This window comes from Micromonospora sp. NPDC049257, from assembly GCF_040678915.1.
Classification (GTDB): Bacteria; Actinomycetota; Actinomycetes; order Mycobacteriales; family Micromonosporaceae; genus Micromonospora; species Micromonospora antibiotica.
In genome coordinates this window covers 611,700-628,062 of sequence record NZ_JBFAQU010000001.1, presented here as the reverse complement: position 1 = coordinate 628,062, position 16,363 = coordinate 611,700, and the positions used below count along the sequence as shown (strand labels likewise).

Annotated in this window: 13 protein-coding genes; 3 read left to right on the top strand and 10 right to left on the bottom strand. The window is 72.4% G+C overall.

Annotated features, from left to right (window positions below):
• Positions 1 to 44 precede the first annotated feature (44 nt).
• The 3 genes from purM to AB0K25_RS02760 all read right to left on the bottom strand — a co-directional run bounded on the left by purM (position 45) and on the right by AB0K25_RS02760 (position 3,315).
• On the bottom strand, positions 45 to 1,199 hold the full coding sequence (purM, locus tag AB0K25_RS02770) for a phosphoribosylformylglycinamidine cyclo-ligase (RefSeq protein WP_219465588.1): 1,155 nt from the start codon (positions 1,197 to 1,199) through the stop codon (positions 45 to 47).
• A 59-nt stretch (positions 1,200 to 1,258) separates the two neighbouring features.
• A complete protein-coding gene (purF, locus tag AB0K25_RS02765) occupies positions 1,259 to 2,794 on the bottom strand; it encodes an amidophosphoribosyltransferase (RefSeq protein ID WP_204958527.1) in 1,536 nt (511 codons plus the stop codon).
• Between the two features lie 167 nt (positions 2,795 to 2,961).
• Positions 2,962 to 3,315 (bottom strand): sterol carrier family protein, encoded by a 354-nt coding sequence (locus tag AB0K25_RS02760; protein ID WP_363817992.1) that lies wholly within the window; start codon positions 3,313 to 3,315, stop codon positions 2,962 to 2,964.
• 150 nt (positions 3,316 to 3,465) lie between these two features.
• On the opposite strand from AB0K25_RS02760, the gene AB0K25_RS02755 reads away from it, so the two are divergent.
• Complete coding sequence (locus AB0K25_RS02755; RefSeq protein ID WP_363817989.1) at positions 3,466 to 5,736, top strand: carboxypeptidase regulatory-like domain-containing protein; 2,271 nt, start codon at positions 3,466 to 3,468, stop codon at positions 5,734 to 5,736.
• Positions 5,737 to 5,965: 229 nt separating this feature from the next.
• Here AB0K25_RS02755 and AB0K25_RS02750 read toward each other — a convergent pair whose 3' ends face one another.
• The 4 genes from AB0K25_RS02750 to purS all read right to left on the bottom strand — a co-directional run bounded on the left by AB0K25_RS02750 (position 5,966) and on the right by purS (position 10,595).
• On the bottom strand, positions 5,966 to 6,721 hold the full coding sequence (locus AB0K25_RS02750; RefSeq protein WP_363817986.1) for a 2-phosphosulfolactate phosphatase: 756 nt from the start codon (positions 6,719 to 6,721) through the stop codon (positions 5,966 to 5,968).
• A gap of 4 nt (positions 6,722 to 6,725) precedes the next feature.
• Positions 6,726 to 9,584, bottom strand: coding sequence for a phosphoribosylformylglycinamidine synthase subunit PurL (purL, locus tag AB0K25_RS02745; RefSeq protein ID WP_363817983.1), 2,859 nt, complete (start codon positions 9,582 to 9,584; stop codon positions 6,726 to 6,728).
• Positions 9,585 to 9,654: 70 nt separating this feature from the next.
• Positions 9,655 to 10,338 carry a phosphoribosylformylglycinamidine synthase subunit PurQ gene (gene purQ, locus AB0K25_RS02740; RefSeq protein WP_219465578.1) on the bottom strand — a complete coding sequence of 228 codons (684 nt, stop codon included), beginning with the start codon at positions 10,336 to 10,338 and terminating at the stop codon, positions 9,655 to 9,657.
• Positions 10,335 to 10,595, bottom strand: a complete 261-nt coding sequence (gene purS / locus AB0K25_RS02735; RefSeq protein WP_208565347.1) for a phosphoribosylformylglycinamidine synthase subunit PurS — start codon at positions 10,593 to 10,595, stop codon at positions 10,335 to 10,337. The genes purQ and purS overlap by 4 nt, the downstream gene beginning before the upstream one ends.
• Before the next feature lie 462 nt (positions 10,596 to 11,057).
• Between purS and AB0K25_RS02730 the strand changes: the two genes are divergently transcribed.
• Both AB0K25_RS02730 and AB0K25_RS02725 read left to right on the top strand, forming a co-directional pair.
• Positions 11,058 to 11,741: a DUF1986 domain-containing protein gene (locus AB0K25_RS02730; RefSeq protein ID WP_219465576.1), complete on the top strand. Its 684-nt coding sequence runs from the start codon at positions 11,058 to 11,060 to the stop codon at positions 11,739 to 11,741.
• A 24-nt stretch (positions 11,742 to 11,765) separates the two neighbouring features.
• A complete protein-coding gene (locus tag AB0K25_RS02725) occupies positions 11,766 to 12,326 on the top strand; it encodes a YbjQ family protein (RefSeq protein WP_363818279.1) in 561 nt (186 codons plus the stop codon).
• Positions 12,327 to 12,682: 356 nt separating this feature from the next.
• Here AB0K25_RS02725 and purB read toward each other — a convergent pair whose 3' ends face one another.
• The 3 genes from purB to AB0K25_RS02710 all read right to left on the bottom strand — a co-directional run bounded on the left by purB (position 12,683) and on the right by AB0K25_RS02710 (position 16,353).
• Complete coding sequence (purB, locus tag AB0K25_RS02720; RefSeq protein ID WP_363817978.1) at positions 12,683 to 14,107, bottom strand: adenylosuccinate lyase; 1,425 nt, start codon at positions 14,105 to 14,107, stop codon at positions 12,683 to 12,685.
• 181 nt (positions 14,108 to 14,288) lie between these two features.
• The gene (locus tag AB0K25_RS02715) at positions 14,289 to 14,906 is read right to left on the bottom strand and encodes a hypothetical protein (RefSeq protein WP_363817975.1); all 618 of its coding nucleotides are present in this window, start codon (positions 14,904 to 14,906) and stop codon (positions 14,289 to 14,291) included.
• A 154-nt stretch (positions 14,907 to 15,060) separates the two neighbouring features.
• The gene (locus AB0K25_RS02710; RefSeq protein WP_357532827.1) at positions 15,061 to 16,353 is read right to left on the bottom strand and encodes an acetyl-CoA C-acetyltransferase; all 1,293 of its coding nucleotides are present in this window, start codon (positions 16,351 to 16,353) and stop codon (positions 15,061 to 15,063) included.
• Positions 16,354 to 16,363: the final 10 nt, after the last annotated feature.

Genomic DNA, 16,363 nt, shown 5'->3' with positions numbered 1-16,363 from the left:
TCGGGTGAACCCCCGACCAGTGCCCGTCCGATCAACCCCGACGATCAGCCCCGGGTGTGCTGGCCGATCATCTGGACGTTGCCGGTGCCCTCGATGATCTCGCCGGCCTGCCAGGCGTCCACCCCCCGGCCGGCCAGGGTGGCCAGCGCACGGTCGGCGTCCTCGGCGGAGACGATGGCGAACATGCCGACGCCCATGTTGAACGTCGACTCCATCTCCGGGTCCTCGATCCGGCCCTTGGACTGGATCAGGTCGAAGATCGGCTGCGGCTTCCAGGTGGCCCGGTTGACCACCGCGTCGACGTGCTCGGGCAGCACCCGGACCAGGTTGCCGGGGATGCCGCCGCCGGTGACGTGGGCGATCGAACGCACCTCCGCCTCGGTGATCAGCTTCAGGCAGTCCTGCGCGTAGATCTTGGTCGGGGTGAGCAGCTCCTCGCCCAGGGTGCGCTGCCGACCGAAGTCGTCGATCACCACGTCCAACCGCATCCGGCCCGCCCCGAGCAGCACGTGCCGCACCAGCGAGTAGCCGTTGGAGTGCAGCCCGGACGAACGCATCGCGATCACCACGTCGCCCACCTCGACCCGGTCCGGGCTGAGGATCTCGCTCTCCTCGACCACACCGACCCCGGTGGCGGAGACGTCGTACTCGTCGGGACGCAGCACCCCCGGGTGCTCGGCGGTCTCGCCACCGAGCAGCGCGCAGCCGGCGTACCGGCAGCCGTCGGCGATGCCCGCGCCGATCTCCGCGACCCGGTCCGGCACGACCTCGCCGGTGGCGATGTAGTCGAGCAGGAACAGCGGCTCGGCCCCGCAGGCCACCAGGTCGTCCACGACCATCGCGACCAGGTCGATGCCGATCGTGTCGTGGATGTCGAGCTGCTGGGCGATGACCAGCTTGGTGCCCACGCCGTCCGTGGAGGACGCCAGGATCGGGTTCTTGTACTTCTTGGTGTCCAGCCGGAACAGACCCGCGAAGCCGCCCAGGTCACCCATGACCTCCGGCCGCCGGGTCTCCCTCACCTTGGACTTGAGCAGCTCCACCGCCCGGTCGCCCGCCTCGATCGACACCCCGGCGTCGGCGTACGAGACCGAGCGTTTGCGGCTGGTGCGGCTGGTGCCCGCCGTCCAGGGCTGGCGGTCGCCACCGGCGCCGCTCGGGCTACTTCCTGCGCCGCTGCGCTCGGACACGTAGGTCACGGTTCTCCCCTTTGTGGTTCTCGGTGCCGCGCCGACGGTGGCCGGACGGCCCCGGTGTACTACGGGCGGTGGGCGGTCGCGCCGCCCGGAGTGGCGACGAGCGGTGTGTGGTGCTCCGGAGCGTCAGGGGCGTCGGCGACCCGCCGGCCCACCCCTTCGAGCACGTGCTTGCCGATCAGGTTCCCGGCCGGCAGGTCGATCGGGTACTCCCCGTCGAAGCAGGCCCGGCAGAGCCGGCTGCGGGGTTGTTCGGTCGCGGCGATGAGACCGGGGAGCGAGACGTAACCGAGGGTGTCGGCGCCGATCGACCGCCGGATGCCCTCGTTGTCCAGCCCGTTGGCCAGCAGTTCGGCCCGGGTGGCGAAGTCGATGCCGTAGAAGCACGGCCAGTTCACCGGCGGGGAGGAGATCCGGACGTGGACCTCCAGCGCACCCGCCTCGCGGAGCATCCGCACGATCGCCCGCTGGGTGTTGCCGCGCACGATCGAGTCGTCGACCACGACCAGCCGCTTGCCCCGCACGTTCTCCCGCAGCGGGTTCAGCTTGAGTCGTACGCCGAGCTGACGCAGGGTCTGCGACGGCTGGATGAAGGTACGCCCGACGTACGGGTTCTTCATCAGGCCGGCGCCGTAGGTGATGCCGGACGCCTCGGCGTAACCGATGGCGGCCGGCGTGCCCGACTCGGGCACCGGGATCACCAGGTCCGCCTCGACCGGGTGCTCCTTGGCGAGTTGCCGGCCGATCTGCACCCGGGCGGCGTGCACGTTGCGGCCGGCGATGGTGGCGTCCGGGCGGGCGATGTAGACGTACTCGAAGAGGCAGCCCTTGGGCTCCGGCGCGGCGAACCGGCTGGAGCGCAGCCCCTCCTCGTCGATCGCGATCAGCTCACCCGGCTCGACCTCGCGCACCACGCTCGCGCCGACGATGTCCAGCGCGGCGGTCTCGCTGGCCACCACCCAGCCGCGTTCCAACCGGCCGAGCACCAGCGGGCGGACGCCGTGCGGGTCACGGGCCGCGTAGAGGGTCGACTCGTCCATGAAGACGAAGCTGAACGCGCCGCGCAACTGCGGCAGCACCTCCAGCGCGGCGGCCTCCACCGACAGGTCGGGGCGGCTGGCCAGCAGCATGGTCACCAGTGAGGTGTCGTTGGTGGCCCCGTCGTCGAGCAGGCCGCGCTCGGCGACCTCCTTCTGCAACTCGGCGGTGTTGACCAGGTTGCCGTTGTGCGCCAGGGCGATCGTGGTGCCCGAGGTGGTCGAACGGATCGTCGGCTGGGCATTTTCCCAGGTCGAGCCACCGGTGGTGGAGTAACGCGCATGCCCGATCGCCAGATGGCCCCGCAGGCTCTTCAGCGTCGGCTCGTCGAACACCTGGGCCACCAGACCCAGGTCCTTGTAGACCACCACACCCGATCCGTCGCTCACCGCGATGCCGGCGGCCTCCTGGCCGCGGTGCTGGAGGGCGTACAGACCGAAATAGGTGAGATTGGCAACCTCTTCACCCGGGGCCCAGACGCCGAAGACGCCACAGGCGTCCTGGGGGCCGGGTCGCTGGGGGTCAAGGTCGTGGCTCAGCCGGCCATCGCCTCGGGGCACTGCCGCTCCCTCATGCTGGTCTGGACTGGCCTGGCGGAGCCGGGGGCTGCTCCGCGCCTTTCGGCCCTGGACCACTGTCGTCGCCTGACAGTGTACGCGAACACGAGTCAATACAGAAAGTCACGATCCCCCTCCACCCAGTCACCCGCTCGCGCCTAACGGTGCAGCTAGAGCGGCAGATGGTCGGCGAGGTCCGCCCGGTTTCCGCTCACCTGTACGCGACCGTCCGTGACCGCCTGCGCCCACGACAACCGACCGGTAGCGAGCGCCAACCAGGTGTCCGGCACCATCTCCACCACGTTCGGCGGGGTGCCCCGCGTGTGTCGCGGACCCGCTACGCACTGAACTGCACCGTAAGGTGGGACACGCACCTCCACCGATCGGCCGGGGGCACGCTCCGCGAGGACGGTCAGAAGGGTACGGACCGCCTCCCGATACACCGGTCGTTCGGGCGTACGCCCCTCATCGAGCGCCGTCAGCGCCGCCAGCACCGCGGCGGACTTAATGTGCGGAGAGGACACGACGGGACGATACGACCCCTGACTCTCGGATGCCACGCTGGCCCCTGGGTCGCGCCGATCCGGTCAGACAAGGCATAGTTGCCGACGGCGTATTCGTACCGTGATGATCCCCGGCCCCCGCCGGGGAGGTCAGACCGGAAGGCGGTTGACGTGTCAACACACCGACGTGCCTGGACGCAGCGGGCCGGTGTGGTCGTAGCGCTGGTGGCCGGCGCCCTGCTCACCGTCCCCGCCACACCCGCTTTCGCCGCTCCGAGCGTCACCAACGTGTCGGCGTCCCCGAGCTCCGTCGAGGCCGGGAAGTCCACCCGGGTCAACTACTCGCTCACCGTGGGTGACGACTCCCCGGTCGACGTCTCTGTCACCTCCAGCAACGGCAAGCTCCGCTGCGTGGACGGTTGCGGTCGCACCAAGGTCGACCAGAGCGGCGGGTCCAGCGCCACCTTCAGCCTCGCCGACGACGCGTCGAACGGCTCCGCCACCATCACCGTCAAGGCCGTCGACGCCAACGGTGCCGAGAACTCGGCCAGCACGACCGTGACCCTGGTGGCCAAGGCCGCGCCGCAGACCACCGCGCCGCAGGACAAGCCGACGGTCAAGTCGATCTCCGGCAAGGTGGTCGTGACGGCCACCGGAGACGCGGTGCCCAACGCGGTGGTGGGCCTGGAGGATTCCACCGGCAAGCAGTTCAACACCACCAGCGACGGCAGCGGCAACTTCCGGATCACCGGGTCCAGTGCGAACCCGATCGCGCCCGGCTCGATGGTCCTCGGTGCCAGCAAGGACGGCATCGTCGCCACCAAGCCGATCAGCGCGGGGGCCGGGCAGAGCCTGAGCAACCAGCGGATCAGCCTGGCCCTGAAGGTCGAGGTGAGCCCGAGCGCCACCCCGTCGACCACGGCTGAGGCGACGCCGACGGACGAGACGACCGGGGAGACCACCGCCGAGGAGACCACCGAACCGACCGGTGGGCAGCAGCAGGCGGCGTCCCAGGACGACGACAGCGGATTCGGCTCCTTCCTGATCATCCTGCTCGGCGGCCTGCTGGTGGCGGCCGGTGTCGGCACCATCGTGCTGCTCTGGATCCGCCGCAAGAACGCCGACGACGGCGACGGTCCGGCCGGTGCCGGAGCGGCGGGCGGCGTCCCCGGTCCCCGCAGCCCACGCGGCACCGACGACCAGACCCGGGTCGTCAACCGGGTCGGTGCCGGCCCCGACCCGACGATGGTCGGCAGTTCCGCGCTGAGCGACGCGCCGACGATGCTGCAACGACCGGTCGTCGACGACGTCCCGCCGGACCCGTACGCTGCGCCGCCGCAGCCCTACGGCGCACCGCAGGACAACTGGGCCGGTGCCGGCGGCTACGGCGAGGAGCCCGCCGGCCAGGCCGGCTACGGCCAGCCGGGCGGTTACGGCAACGCGCCCGCCTCCGGTGGCGGCTACGGCGCAGCCGGTGCGGCAGGAGCTGCCGGCGCGGCGGGTGCCTACGGTGCGTCGCCCGCACCGGCTGGTGGCTACGGCAACGCGCCCGCCTCCGGCGCCGGCTACGGCAACGCCCCGGCCTCGGGCGCCGGCTACGGCAACGCCCCCGCCTCCGGCGGCGGTTACCGCGACGCCCCCGCCTCGGGCGGTGGCTACGGCGGTCGCGACTACGGCGCGACGGCCGGTGCCGCCGGCTATCCGGCGCAGGAGCAGGCCGGCGGTTACGGCGGCGACCGCTACGACGAGCCCACCGGCCGGTACACCGGCGACAGCACCTCGTACGCCCCGGCGGCGGACCCCTACCCGACCAGCACCTACCAGCCGGAGCCGGACGCCTACGGCCAGTCCGGCGCGGCCGGTTACGGCCAGCCCGAGCAGGGCGGCTACGGCCGCGGCGGGGAGCCGACCGGCGGTTACCCCGGCGGCGGCTACGGCCAGCAGGCCGGCTACGACTCCGGTCCGGCCCAGGGCTACGGCGGCCAGCACGGCGGGTACGACCAGCCCACCGGGGGCCACCAGAGCGGCTACGACCAGCCCGCCGGGGGTGCCCACCAGGGCGGCTACGACCCTCGTGGCGGCGGTCAGCACGGCGGCTACGAGCAGCGTGGTGGTGCCCACCAGGGTGGTTACGACCAGCCCACCGGGTACGACCAGCAGGGCCCGGGCTACGACCAGCAACCCGGCTACGGCTCCCCGCAGGGCGGGTACGGCCAGACCGGTGGTTACGGTGCCGAGCAGTCACCGGGCGGATACGGTCAGGAGCCGCCGCCGCAGCGCACCGGCGGGTACGACCAGCAGGGTTACGACCAGCAGCAGGGTGGATACTACGGCGACCAGCCCTCGGCCGGCCGCGACCAGCCCCCGGCCGGACGGGCCCGGCCGGACGGGCCGGCTGCTCCGGAGCGCGGCGGACGCCGCCTCGACTGGTTGGACGACTGACCCACCGACGACACCGACGACACCGACGACTGCGGGCCGCCCGACACACCGGGCGGCCCGCAGTCGCGCTTACCCACACCCGGGCGACCAACGGTCAGGCCGGGAACGCCCGACAGCCCAGGTCGACCGCCGCCTCCGGCCCGGGGGTCGCGGCGGGGTAGCCACCGGCAGCGGGCCGGTCCGGGCCGGCCGGGGCCGCTTCAGCCGGGTGAGAAGACACCGGGCCGCTTCAGCCGGCTGAGAAGACACCCTGGCGGAGCACCGGCACCACGGTCGAGACGTCCCGTTGCACGGCGACCTCGACGTCACCGGCGAAACCCGCCTCGATCAACTCCCGACCGGAGACGCACCCGCGTACCGCCGCCGGTATGTCGGGGGTGCTGGCCAGGGCGGCGAGCGTCACCGCCGCCTCCACCGAGAGTCCCCCGGGCACCCCGGAGATCGCGTCCAGCACGCTGGCCGCGCCCAACTGATCCTCCACCGAGGGGCGCAGCGTGCCGTCCGGCCAGCGTTCACCCGCGGCCACCACCCCCACCGGTGCGTCCGTCCCGCCGTACCCGTGGCGGAGCAGCCAATGCCCGACGGCGCGGGCGTTGCGCAGGCAGGCAGCGACCACCGGCCGCCCGGTGGCACTGGCGGCGGCGCTGATCGCGGAACCGTTCGGTGACGGCAGCACCAGGTCGGCGACGAGCGGTGCGCTGATCAGGGCCGCCGGGGAGAGCGACCACGGGTGCTCCGCGTTCGTCTGCCGGCGACCCACCGCGGCCACCGCGCCGACCCGCACCGCGTAGTCGGCTGCCTGCTCGCCCCAGGGGAACGGGTGGACCCGCATCCCCCGGGCCACCGCCACCTCGACGGCGGTGGTGAACGACAGCACGTCCACCACCACCAGTGCCGCGCAGACCCGGCCGAGTTCCGCCGCCCCGGTCAGCCCCCAGTCGAACCGGGCACCCGATCCGGGCTGGGCGTGGACGACCGAGGCCACCGCCTCAGCGCTGGTCGGGCGTCGGACGCTGCCCGTCGCCGTCACCGGCCCCGGAGGCTGCGGCGTCGTCCGCGCCGGCCTGCGGGGTGGACCCCGCCGTCGGTACGTCGGTGCCCTGTCCACCGGCCGTCGGCGCGTCGTCCGCCCCGGAGGGGGCGTCCGCCGGGGTGGTGCCCGTCGGGGCGTCCGGTGCCGGCGTGGAGTCAGCGGAGGCGTCCGGCGCGGTCCCGGTCTCCGGACCACCCGGCACCGGGCCACCCGAGACCGGCGCGGCGGTCGTCGGGGCGGCCACGACCTCGCCGGCCGGGTCGTCCGCGTCCGCCGGCTGCTGCCGGTCCGGCACGTCCACCGGCTGCCCGGCGGTGGCCGGCGCGATCGTGGTGGTGCCCGTCCGGACCGCCTCGACCTGCACCTGGGCCGCTTCCGGCCCGCCGAAGAGCCGGGGCAGGGTCGCGGTGTGCGCGGCCCGCAGCTCGTCCAGACCGATCCGGAACTGGCCGTGCACGTCCAGGGCGCCGCTCGCCGGGTCGGTCACGCCGATCTGCTCCCACGGCACGGCCCGCTCGTCGCAGAGGGCGGTGAACGCCTTCTCGTGCCCGCGCGGGACGGTCACCAGCACCCGGCCGGCGGACTCGCTGAAGAGGAAGACGAACGGCAGCGAACCGTCGGCGAAGCGCTCCGGCACCCCGATCCGGGCCCCGACCCCCCGACGCAGGCAGGACTCCACCAGGCTCTGGGCGAGACCGCCGTCGGAGAGGTCGTGTGCGGAGCTGAGGTGACCCACCCGGGCGGCCTCGGCCATCAGCTCGGCGAGCTGACGCTCCCGGCCCAGGTCGACCTGCGGCGGCATCCCGCCCAGGTGCTCGTGCGTCACCCAGGCCCACTCCGAGCCGGACAGCTCCACGTGCGTGTCGCCCAGCAGGAACAACTGGTCGTGGTCGCCGCCGGTACGCGGGACGAAGCCCATCGGCACCCGGTCGGCCACGTTGTCCAGCACCCCGAGCACACCGACCACCGGGGTCGGGTGGATCGCGGCGGCACCGGTCTGGTTGTAGAAGCTGACGTTGCCGCCGGTCACCGGGATGCCCAGCTCCAGGCAGCCGTCGGCCAGGCCACGGACGGCCTCGGCGAACTGCCACATCACGCCCGGGTCCTCCGGCGAGCCGAAGTTGAGGCAGTTGGTCACGGCGATCGGCTTCGCACCGGTCACCGCCACGTTCCGGTACGCCTCGGCGAGCGCCAGCTTCGTCCCCTGGTACGGGTTCAGGCGGGCGTAGCGGCCGTTGCCGTCGACGGAGAGGGCGACCCCGAGGCCGCTCTGCTCGTCGATCCGGATCACGCCGGAGTCCTCGGGCTGGGCCAGCACGGTGTTGCCCAGCACGTACCTGTCGTACTGCTCGGTGACCCAGGTCTTGTCGGCCAGGTTCGGCGAGGCGATCATGCGCAGCAGGGTCTCCCGCAGCGCCTCCGGGGTGCTCGGCCGGGGCAGCGTCTCGGCCCGGTCGGCCTGGAGCAGGATCAGGTCGGCCGGCTCCCGCATCGGGCGGGCGTAGACCGGACCGTCGTCGACCAGCGAGCCCGGCGGCACGTCGACCACCACGTGGTCGTTCCAGGTGACCAGCAGCCGGCCCGGCCGGCCGTCGGGAGCGGGGGCGGTGACCTCGCCGATCGCGGTGGCGAGCACGCCCCACTTCTCGGCGGTCTTGAGCACCGACTCCAGCTTGTCCGGGGTGACGACCAGCAGCATCCGCTCCTGGGACTCGCTGGCCAGGATCTCGTGCGGCTCCATCGACGGCTCGCGCAGCGGGACCCGCTCCAGCCAGACCCGCATCCCGGTGCCGGCCGACGCGGCGGTCTCGGTGAGCGCGCAGGTCAGGCCCGCGCCGCCGAGATCCTGGATGCCGACGACCAGTTCGGCGTCGTACAGCTCCAGGCACGCCTCGATCAGCAGCTTCTCGATGAACGGGTCACCGACCTGCACCGACGGGCGGCGCTGCTCGCTGCCCTCGTCGAAGGTGGCGCTGGCCAGCACCGACACGCCGCCGATGCCGTCCCGGCCGGTCTTCGCGCCGAGCAGCACCACGATGTTGCCGGGGCCGGCGGCGTCCTTCTTCTGCAACCGGTCGACCGGCAGCACGCCCAGGCAGAGCGCGTTGAGCAGCGGGTTGCCCTGGTAGCAGGGGTCGAAGACCAGCTCGCCGCCGATGTTGGGCAGGCCGAGGCAGTTGCCGTAACCGCCGACGCCGGCGACCACGCCGGGCAGCACCCGGGCGGTGTCCGGGTGGTCGGCCGCGCCGAACCGCAGCGGGTCCATCACCGCGACCGGGCGGGCGCCCATCGCCAGGATGTCCCGGACGATGCCGCCGACGCCGGTCGCCGCGCCCTGGTAGGGCTCGACGAAGCTCGGGTGGTTGTGCGACTCGACCTTGAAGGTGACGGCCAGCGTGTCGGAGACCCGGACGACGCCCGCGTTCTCCCCGATGCCGGCGAGCAGCCGGTCGCTCGGCGGGGCCTTCTCACCGAACTGGCGCAGGTGCACCTTGCTCGACTTGTAGGAGCAGTGCTCGCTCCACATGATCGAGTACATGGCCAGCTCGGCCTGGGTGGGGCGGCGGCCGAGGATGTGCCGGATCCGGTCGTACTCGTCGTCGCGCAGGCCCAGCTCGGCGTACGGCTGGAGCTCGTCGCCGGTGGTGGTGGCCCGCTGCACGGTGTCCACGCCGTCCGTCCAGTCGATGGCCGGTGTCGGACCGCTGTGCCGGCCGGCTGCGGCTGTGCCGGCCGGGGGCGCGACAGCCGCGTGCGGCTCCGCCGGGCCGGAGCCCGCGGCTGCCCGAACGGCCGGGTCCTGGTGGGTGGTCATGACCTCTCCTCGCTGCGCTCGTACCCGCCCGTGGGGCGGTGGAGCCGACCGATGTTCCCGCCGCGCACCGTCACGCCGGCGTCCCCACCAGGTGCTTGAGCACGGAGGTGAAGAAGCCGAGGCCGTCCAGCGAGGGGCCGGTGAGCGCCTCGACCGCGTGCTCCGGATGGGGCATGATGCCGACCACGTTGCCGGCAGCGTTGGTGATCGCGGCGATGTCCCGCTGCGAACCGTTCGGGTTACCGCCGACGTAACGGGCGACGACCCGCCCCTCGGCCTCCAGTGCGTCGAGGGTGGCGGTGTCCGCGACGTAGCAGCCCTCGCCGTTCTTGACCGGGATGAGGATCTCCTGGCCGGACTGGAAGGTGTTCGTCCAGGCGGTGCCGACCGACTCGACCCGGAGGACCTGGTCCCGGTTGCGGAAGTGCAGGTGCTGGTTGCGGGTGAGCGCGCCGGGCAGCAGGTGGGCCTCGCAGAGGATCTGGAAGCCGTTGCAGATGCCGAGCACCGGCAGGCCGCCCCGGGCGGCGTCGACCAGGGTCTCCATCACCGGGGCGAACCGGGCGATGGCCCCGCAACGCAGGTAGTCGCCGTAGGAGAAGCCACCCGGGAGGACGACGGCGTCCACCCCGTGCAGCTCCGGGTCACCGTGCCAGAGCCGGACCGGCTCCGCGCCGGCGATCCGCACGGCGCGGGCGGCGTCCCCGTCGTCCAGCGAGCCGGGGAAGGTCACCACTCCGACCCGGGCGGTCACGAGTGCGCGTCCGCGGTCTCGTCGGCCTCGACCCGGACCGTGAAGTCCTCGATGACAGGGTTGGCGAGCAGCTTGTCGGCGATCTCCCGGGCCCGGTCCAGGTCCGGTTCGCCGGTGAACTCGATCTCGATCCGCCTGCCGATCCGGACGGAGGCGACGTCACTGACGCCGAGCCGCGGCAGCGCGTTTGCGACGGCCTGGCCCTGAGGATCGAGGATCTCGGGCTTGAGCATGACGTCGACGACGACGCGAGGCACTGGGCACTCCTGACTGTGTACGCAGTTGGGTGCCGGCCCACTACGGGCGAGCGAGGCCAGCGTACCTGGCAGATTCCGGTCCGGACGCACCGGCCGGGCGCAGTTCAGGCAGTGATCGACGTTACCGGTCGTCCGGACGGGCGGCCGAGATCCGTTCGTTGCCGCTCTGATGCGGTTTTGTTGCCGATTGTCGACGCGCCGCCTCCACACACCCGTCCTGAGCAGGCAATACGTGGTCCAACGCCAGATTTGCGACCGGTATCCGACAAACAGGGACGAGCGCGTCGCGGGTCAGCTCTGTCACATCGACCGATCCAGATCAGAATCTTGTGAACGAGCCGGGTCACCCCTAACCTATATCGCCAAGTGTCGATGCATGGTCGCCGTACCGGCGGGCCACCCCCGCCCCGGCGGCCGACCCGGCCCGGCGATCCCGGGCCCGACCCGAAGGAGCCCCCCGACATGCGCCTCCGCTCCACGCTCGCGGTGCTGACCACCGCCCTCGCCGGTGTCCTCGTCGCCGCCTCCGGGGCCACCGCCGCCCCGGCCGGCCCACAGCCGATCATCGGCGGCAGCACCGTCTCCTCCGCCCCCTGGGCCGCCGCCGTCTTCAGCAACGGGTCGTTCACCTGCTCCGGCAGCGTCATCGCCGCCCAGTGGGTACTCACCGCCCGGCACTGCGTCAGCGGCACCATGTCCGTCCGGGTCGGCAGCGTCTACTACGCCTCCGGCGGCACCACCCGTACGGTCAGCGCCTCCTACACCCGCAACGACCTCGCCCTGCTGCGGCTCGCCAGCACCGTCACCAACACCCCGGTCAGCCTGGCCGGCAGCAACCCGCCCGTCGGCTCCACCAACACCATCTACGGCTGGGGCATGACCTGCTACAGCGGCTGCGGGGCGTCCAGCCAGCTCAAGACCGCCTCGGTGCGGGTGACCAGCACCAACGCCAGCGACGCGTACGGCGGCCAGGCGATCCGCAGCACCCGGGTCAACGGCAACGCGTGGCGCGGCGACTCCGGCGGCCCGCAGTTCTACGACGGCAGGCAGGTCGGCGTCGCCTCCACCGCCGACGGGTCCAGCATCCAGAACTACGGCAGCGTCGCGTACAACCGGGCCTGGATCACCTCGACGGCCGGTGTCTGACGGTTACCACCCCGCGCGGTGCGGATGGCCGGTCGCGTGCCGGCCGTCCGCGCCGCCTCGTTTTGCAGCATCCGACCAGCCACACACGGCACGCTCCGACGCTCTGCGACTACTGACAGCATCGGAACCGTGCTGGTCGTGACGACGGATCAACTGCCCGGCTACGAGATCCGCCAGATCCTCGGCGAAGTGGTGTCGTCGATGGCGCGGACCCGGAACCCGTACCGCGAGGGGGTCAAGAACCTGCGCGGCGGCGCGTACGACCCGATGGCCCCGGACAACCTCACCCGCTGGCGTACCGACTCGGTGGCCCGGCTCGGCGAGGAGGCCCTGCGCATCGGCGCGAACGCCGTGGTGGGAATGCGCTTCGACAGCCGCGACTGCGGCGAGATGTGGATGGAGATCTGCGCCTACGGCACCGCGGTGATCGTGGCACCCAAGGTCCCCGACGTGATGCCGCACGACCAGCCCCTCATCGCCGCCGCGACCGCCCACGACCCCGGCTTCACCGAAGCCCCCGGCGGCATCGCCGAACCGGCGAGCGCCCCCAACCTCACCTCCGCCCCCGAAACCCCCACCCCCTAACCCACCCCCAACTCCCCACCCCCCTTGGCCCCGCCCCCCTGGCCCCGCCCCCCTCGGCCCCGGTGATCAAGAGGTTTACGCCAATTCGATCTCTATTAGTAACGCAAACCTCTTGATCACCGGGGAGAGCCGACGCCTGGCCAGGCCCGGAGAGCGTGATCAAGAGGTTTGGGGCTGGTTGATCTCCACGGCTGACGTAAACCTCTTGATCACGGGGGTGAGCCGATGCCCGGCCACGCGTGCGGGGCGTGATCAAGAGGTTTGGGGCTGGTTGATCTTCGTTGGTGACGCAAAGCTCTTGATCACCGGGCAGGGCGGGCGGGGAGGGTGGGTGGGTGGGGAAGGCGGGGAGGGGGTTAGAGGATGGGGGGTGGGGAGTAGGTGGCGGCTTCGGGGTGGGCGGTGACGACCGTGGTGATGCGGCGGGTGATCGCATCCACCTGGGCCTGGGCGGCACCGGTGAAGGTGGCGGGGTCGGCGACCAGGGTGTCGATCTCGCTGTGGGTGAGGCCGAGGCGGGAATCGGCGGCCAGCCGGTCGAACAGGTCGTTCTCCGGGGCGCCCTTCTCCCGCATGGCGAGGGCGACCGCGACCGCGTGCTCCTTGATCACCTCGTGGGCGACCTCCCGGCCGACGCCCCGGCGCACCGCCGCGACCAGGATCTTGGTGGTGGCCAGGAAGGGCAGGAAGCGCTCCAGCTCCCGGCTGATCACCGCCGGGTACGCCCCGAACTCGTCGAGCACGGTGAGGAAGGTCTGGAACAACCCGTCGGCGGCGAAGAAAGCGTCCGGCAGGGCCACCCGGCGGACCACCGAGCAGGAGACGTCCCCCTCGTTCCACTGGTCGCCGGCCAGCTCGCCGACCATCGACAGGTAGCCCCGGATGATCACCGCGAAGCCGTTCACCCGCTCCGACGAACGGGTGTTCATCTTGTGCGGCATCGCGCTGGAGCCGACCTGACCCGGCTTGAAGCCCTCGGTGGCCAGCTCCTGACCGACCATCAGCCGGATCGTGGTGGCCAGCGACGACGGCGCGGCAGCCACCTGCGCCAGGGCGGACAGCACGTCGAAGTCCAGCGAACGCGGGTAGACCTGCCCGACGCTGTCCAGCACCCGGGCGAAACCGAGGTGACCGGCGACCCGACGCTCCAGCTCGGCGACCTTCTCCGCGTCCCCGTCGAAGAGGTCGAGCTGGTCGGCGGCGGTGCCCACCGGACCCTTGATGCCACGCAGCGGGTACCGCTCGATCAGGTCTTCCAGCCGCTCGTACGCGATGAGCAGTTCCTCCGCGGCCGAGGCGAAGCGCTTGCCCAGGGTGGTGGCCTGCGCGGCGACGTTGTGCGAACGGCCGGTCAGCACCAGGCCGGAGTGCTCGTGGGCCAGCCAGGCCAGCCGGGCCAGCGCGGCGACCACCCGGTCGCGGATCAGCTCCAGCGAGGCGCGCACCTGGAGCTGCTCGACGTTCTCGGTGAGGTCCCGGGAGGTCATCCCCTTGTGCACGTGCTCGTGCCCGGCGAGCGCGCTGAACTCCTCGATCCGGGCCTTCACGTCGTGCCGGGTGACCCGCTCCCGCTCGGCGATCGAGGCCAGGTCGACCTGGTCGACCACCCGCTCGTACGCCTCGACCACGCCGTCGGGGACCGCCACGCCGAGGTCCCGCTGGGCGCGGAGCACGGCGAGCCAGAGTCGCCGCTCCATCCGGACCTTCTCCTGCGGGGACCAGAGGGCGACCAGTTCGGGTGAGGCGTACCGGTGGGCGAGCACGTTCGGGATCGTCGTCACGTACCTCATTGTCTCCTACCCGACGACCGCCGCCCTGGTCGGGCCGACCAGGGCGGCGGTCGCGTGCCACCCGGTGTCCGCGTGAAGCCGGCGACCGGTCACCCCCGTCTGAGTACGTGTGCCAGGTATTCCCTGCGGTGCAGCGGGGTTGCCGTCGGTGCGTGATCAGCGGCGGCCCGGGTCAGACCTTCGGGATGTCGTGCACCGGGGCGGTGACCACGATGGTCTTCGTCTGCGTGCCGTGCGCGTTGCGCGCCGTCAACGTGTAGGTGTGCCGCTGGATGTCGCCCTCCCGGCCCGAGCAGGGAAAGGTGAACTCCTCGCTGCCGGCCGACGGGTAGTCGTCGCGGTAGATGCCGGGGCCGTCGACCGACAGGGCCACCGAGGTCACGTTGCCGACCCGCCACTCCATCAGCACCCCGCCGCCGGCGATCGGGTTGACCGTGGTGCCGGCCGGGCAGCGCGGCTTGTCGGTGACCCGGAAGTAGCTGATGGTGGGGCCGCTCGCCTTCGTACCGGACTTGGCACCGCCGCTGTCCCCACCACCGCCGGTCGAAGGGCTGGCGGTGGGAGCGGCGGTGGGGCCGGCACCCCCGACCGCGACGCCCGGGGCCCCGCCGTCGGTGACCGTGCCGGTGTCGGCGGAGCCGGCCCTCGCGTGGCCCGGCCCCGCCGGGCCGCCGGCCGCCCCGATCGCCGGGGACCCCTCGGAACCCGTCGTGGTGGCGGCACAACCGCCGGCGGCGAGCACGACGGCAAAAGCAACGGCAGCGGTACGCAGCAGGGCACGACCGGGCATGACACTCCTCGACGGGGCGCCGCCACCATGACGTCAGGGCGGGCTGACACCACGGTAGGAAGCCTCGGCAACACCGCCCCGAACTGCGCGAACACTCAGCAGGTCACCGCAGGCGGTCAGGGATTGGGGTGGTGGCGTGAGCTCAGCAGCGGGCTCAGCGCTCCAGGATGGCGGTGACGCCCTGCCCGCCGGCCGCGCAGATCGAGATCAGCCCCCGGCCGCCGCCCTTCTCGGCGAGCAACTTCGCCAGCGTCGCCACGATCCGGCCACCGGTGGCGGCGAACGGGTGCCCGGCGGCCAGCGACGAGCCGGTGACGTTGAGCCGGTCCCGGTCGATCGCGCCCAGCGGGGTGTCCCGCCCCAGCCGGTCCTTGCCGAACTCCGGCGACTCCCAGGCCGCCAGGGTGGCCAGCACCTGCGACGCGAACGCCTCGTGGATCTCGTAGAAGTCGAAGTCCTGGAGGGTCAGCCCGGCCCGGTCCAGCATCCGGGGCACCGCGTACGCGGGGGCCATCAGCAGCCCCTCGTCGCCGTGCACGAAGTCCACCGCCGCCGTCTCCGACCAGGAGAACCAGGCCAGCACGGGCAGTTGGTGCTCACGCGCCCACTGCTCGGAGGCGAGCAGCACGGTGGACGCCCCGTCGGTCAGCGGGGACGAGTTGCCGGCGGTCATGGTGGCCTGTTCGGCGTCCGGGCCCCGGGTGCCGAAGACCGGCCGGAGGGCGCCGAGCTTGTCCAGGCTGGTGTCGGGGCGGAGGTTCTGGTCCCGGGTCAGCCCCAGGTAGGGCGTCATCAGGTCGTCGAAGAACCCCCTGTCGTACGCGGCGGCGAGGCGCTGGTGCGAGCGCAGCGCCAACTCGTCCTGGGCCTGCCGGTCGATCTGCCAGCGCAGCGCCGTCCGGGCGGCGTGCTCGCCCATCGACAGCCCGGTGCGGGGCTCGGCGTTGCGCGGCAGCTCCGGTTTGAACGGCTGGTGCGGGCGGAGCTTCGCGGCGATCTTCAACCGCTCGCCGAGGGTCCGGGCGCTGTTGAGTTTCAGCAGGGTGCGGCGCATGTCCTCGTTGATCGCCAGCGGCGCGTCGGAGGTGGTGTCGACGCCACCGGCGATGCCCACGTCGAGCTGCCCGAGGGCGATCTTGTTGGCGACCAGGATGGCCGCCTCCAGGCCGGTGCCGCAGGCCTGCTGGATGTCGTACGCGGGGGTGTGCGGGTCGAGTTTCGAGCCGAGTACCACCTCGCGGGTCAGGTTGAAGTCCTTCGAGTGCTTGAGGACCGCCCCGGCGACCACCTCACCGACCCGTTGCCCGGCCAGTCCGAACCGGGCGATCAGCCCGTCCAGCGCCGCGCCGAGCAGGTCCGCGTTGGACGCGCTGGCGTACCGGGAGTTGGACCGGGCGAAGGGGATGCGGTTGCCGCCGATGACCGCGACCCGCCGGATGCTCTGCACGATCCCGCCT

Excerpts from the sequence above, each read along its gene's own strand:
- AB0K25_RS02725 (WP_363818279.1), top strand. The coding sequence starts at position 11,766 with ATGGCCGGTCGCGTGCCGGCCGTCCGCGCCGCCTCGTTTTGCAGCATC.
- purL (WP_363817983.1), bottom strand. The coding sequence starts at position 9,584 with ATGACCACCCACCAGGACCCGGCCGTTCGGGCAGCCGCGGGCTCCGGC.
- AB0K25_RS02730 (WP_219465576.1), top strand. The coding sequence starts at position 11,058 with ATGCGCCTCCGCTCCACGCTCGCGGTGCTGACCACCGCCCTCGCCGGT.
- AB0K25_RS02715 (WP_363817975.1), bottom strand. The coding sequence starts at position 14,906 with ATGCCCGGTCGTGCCCTGCTGCGTACCGCTGCCGTTGCTTTTGCCGTC.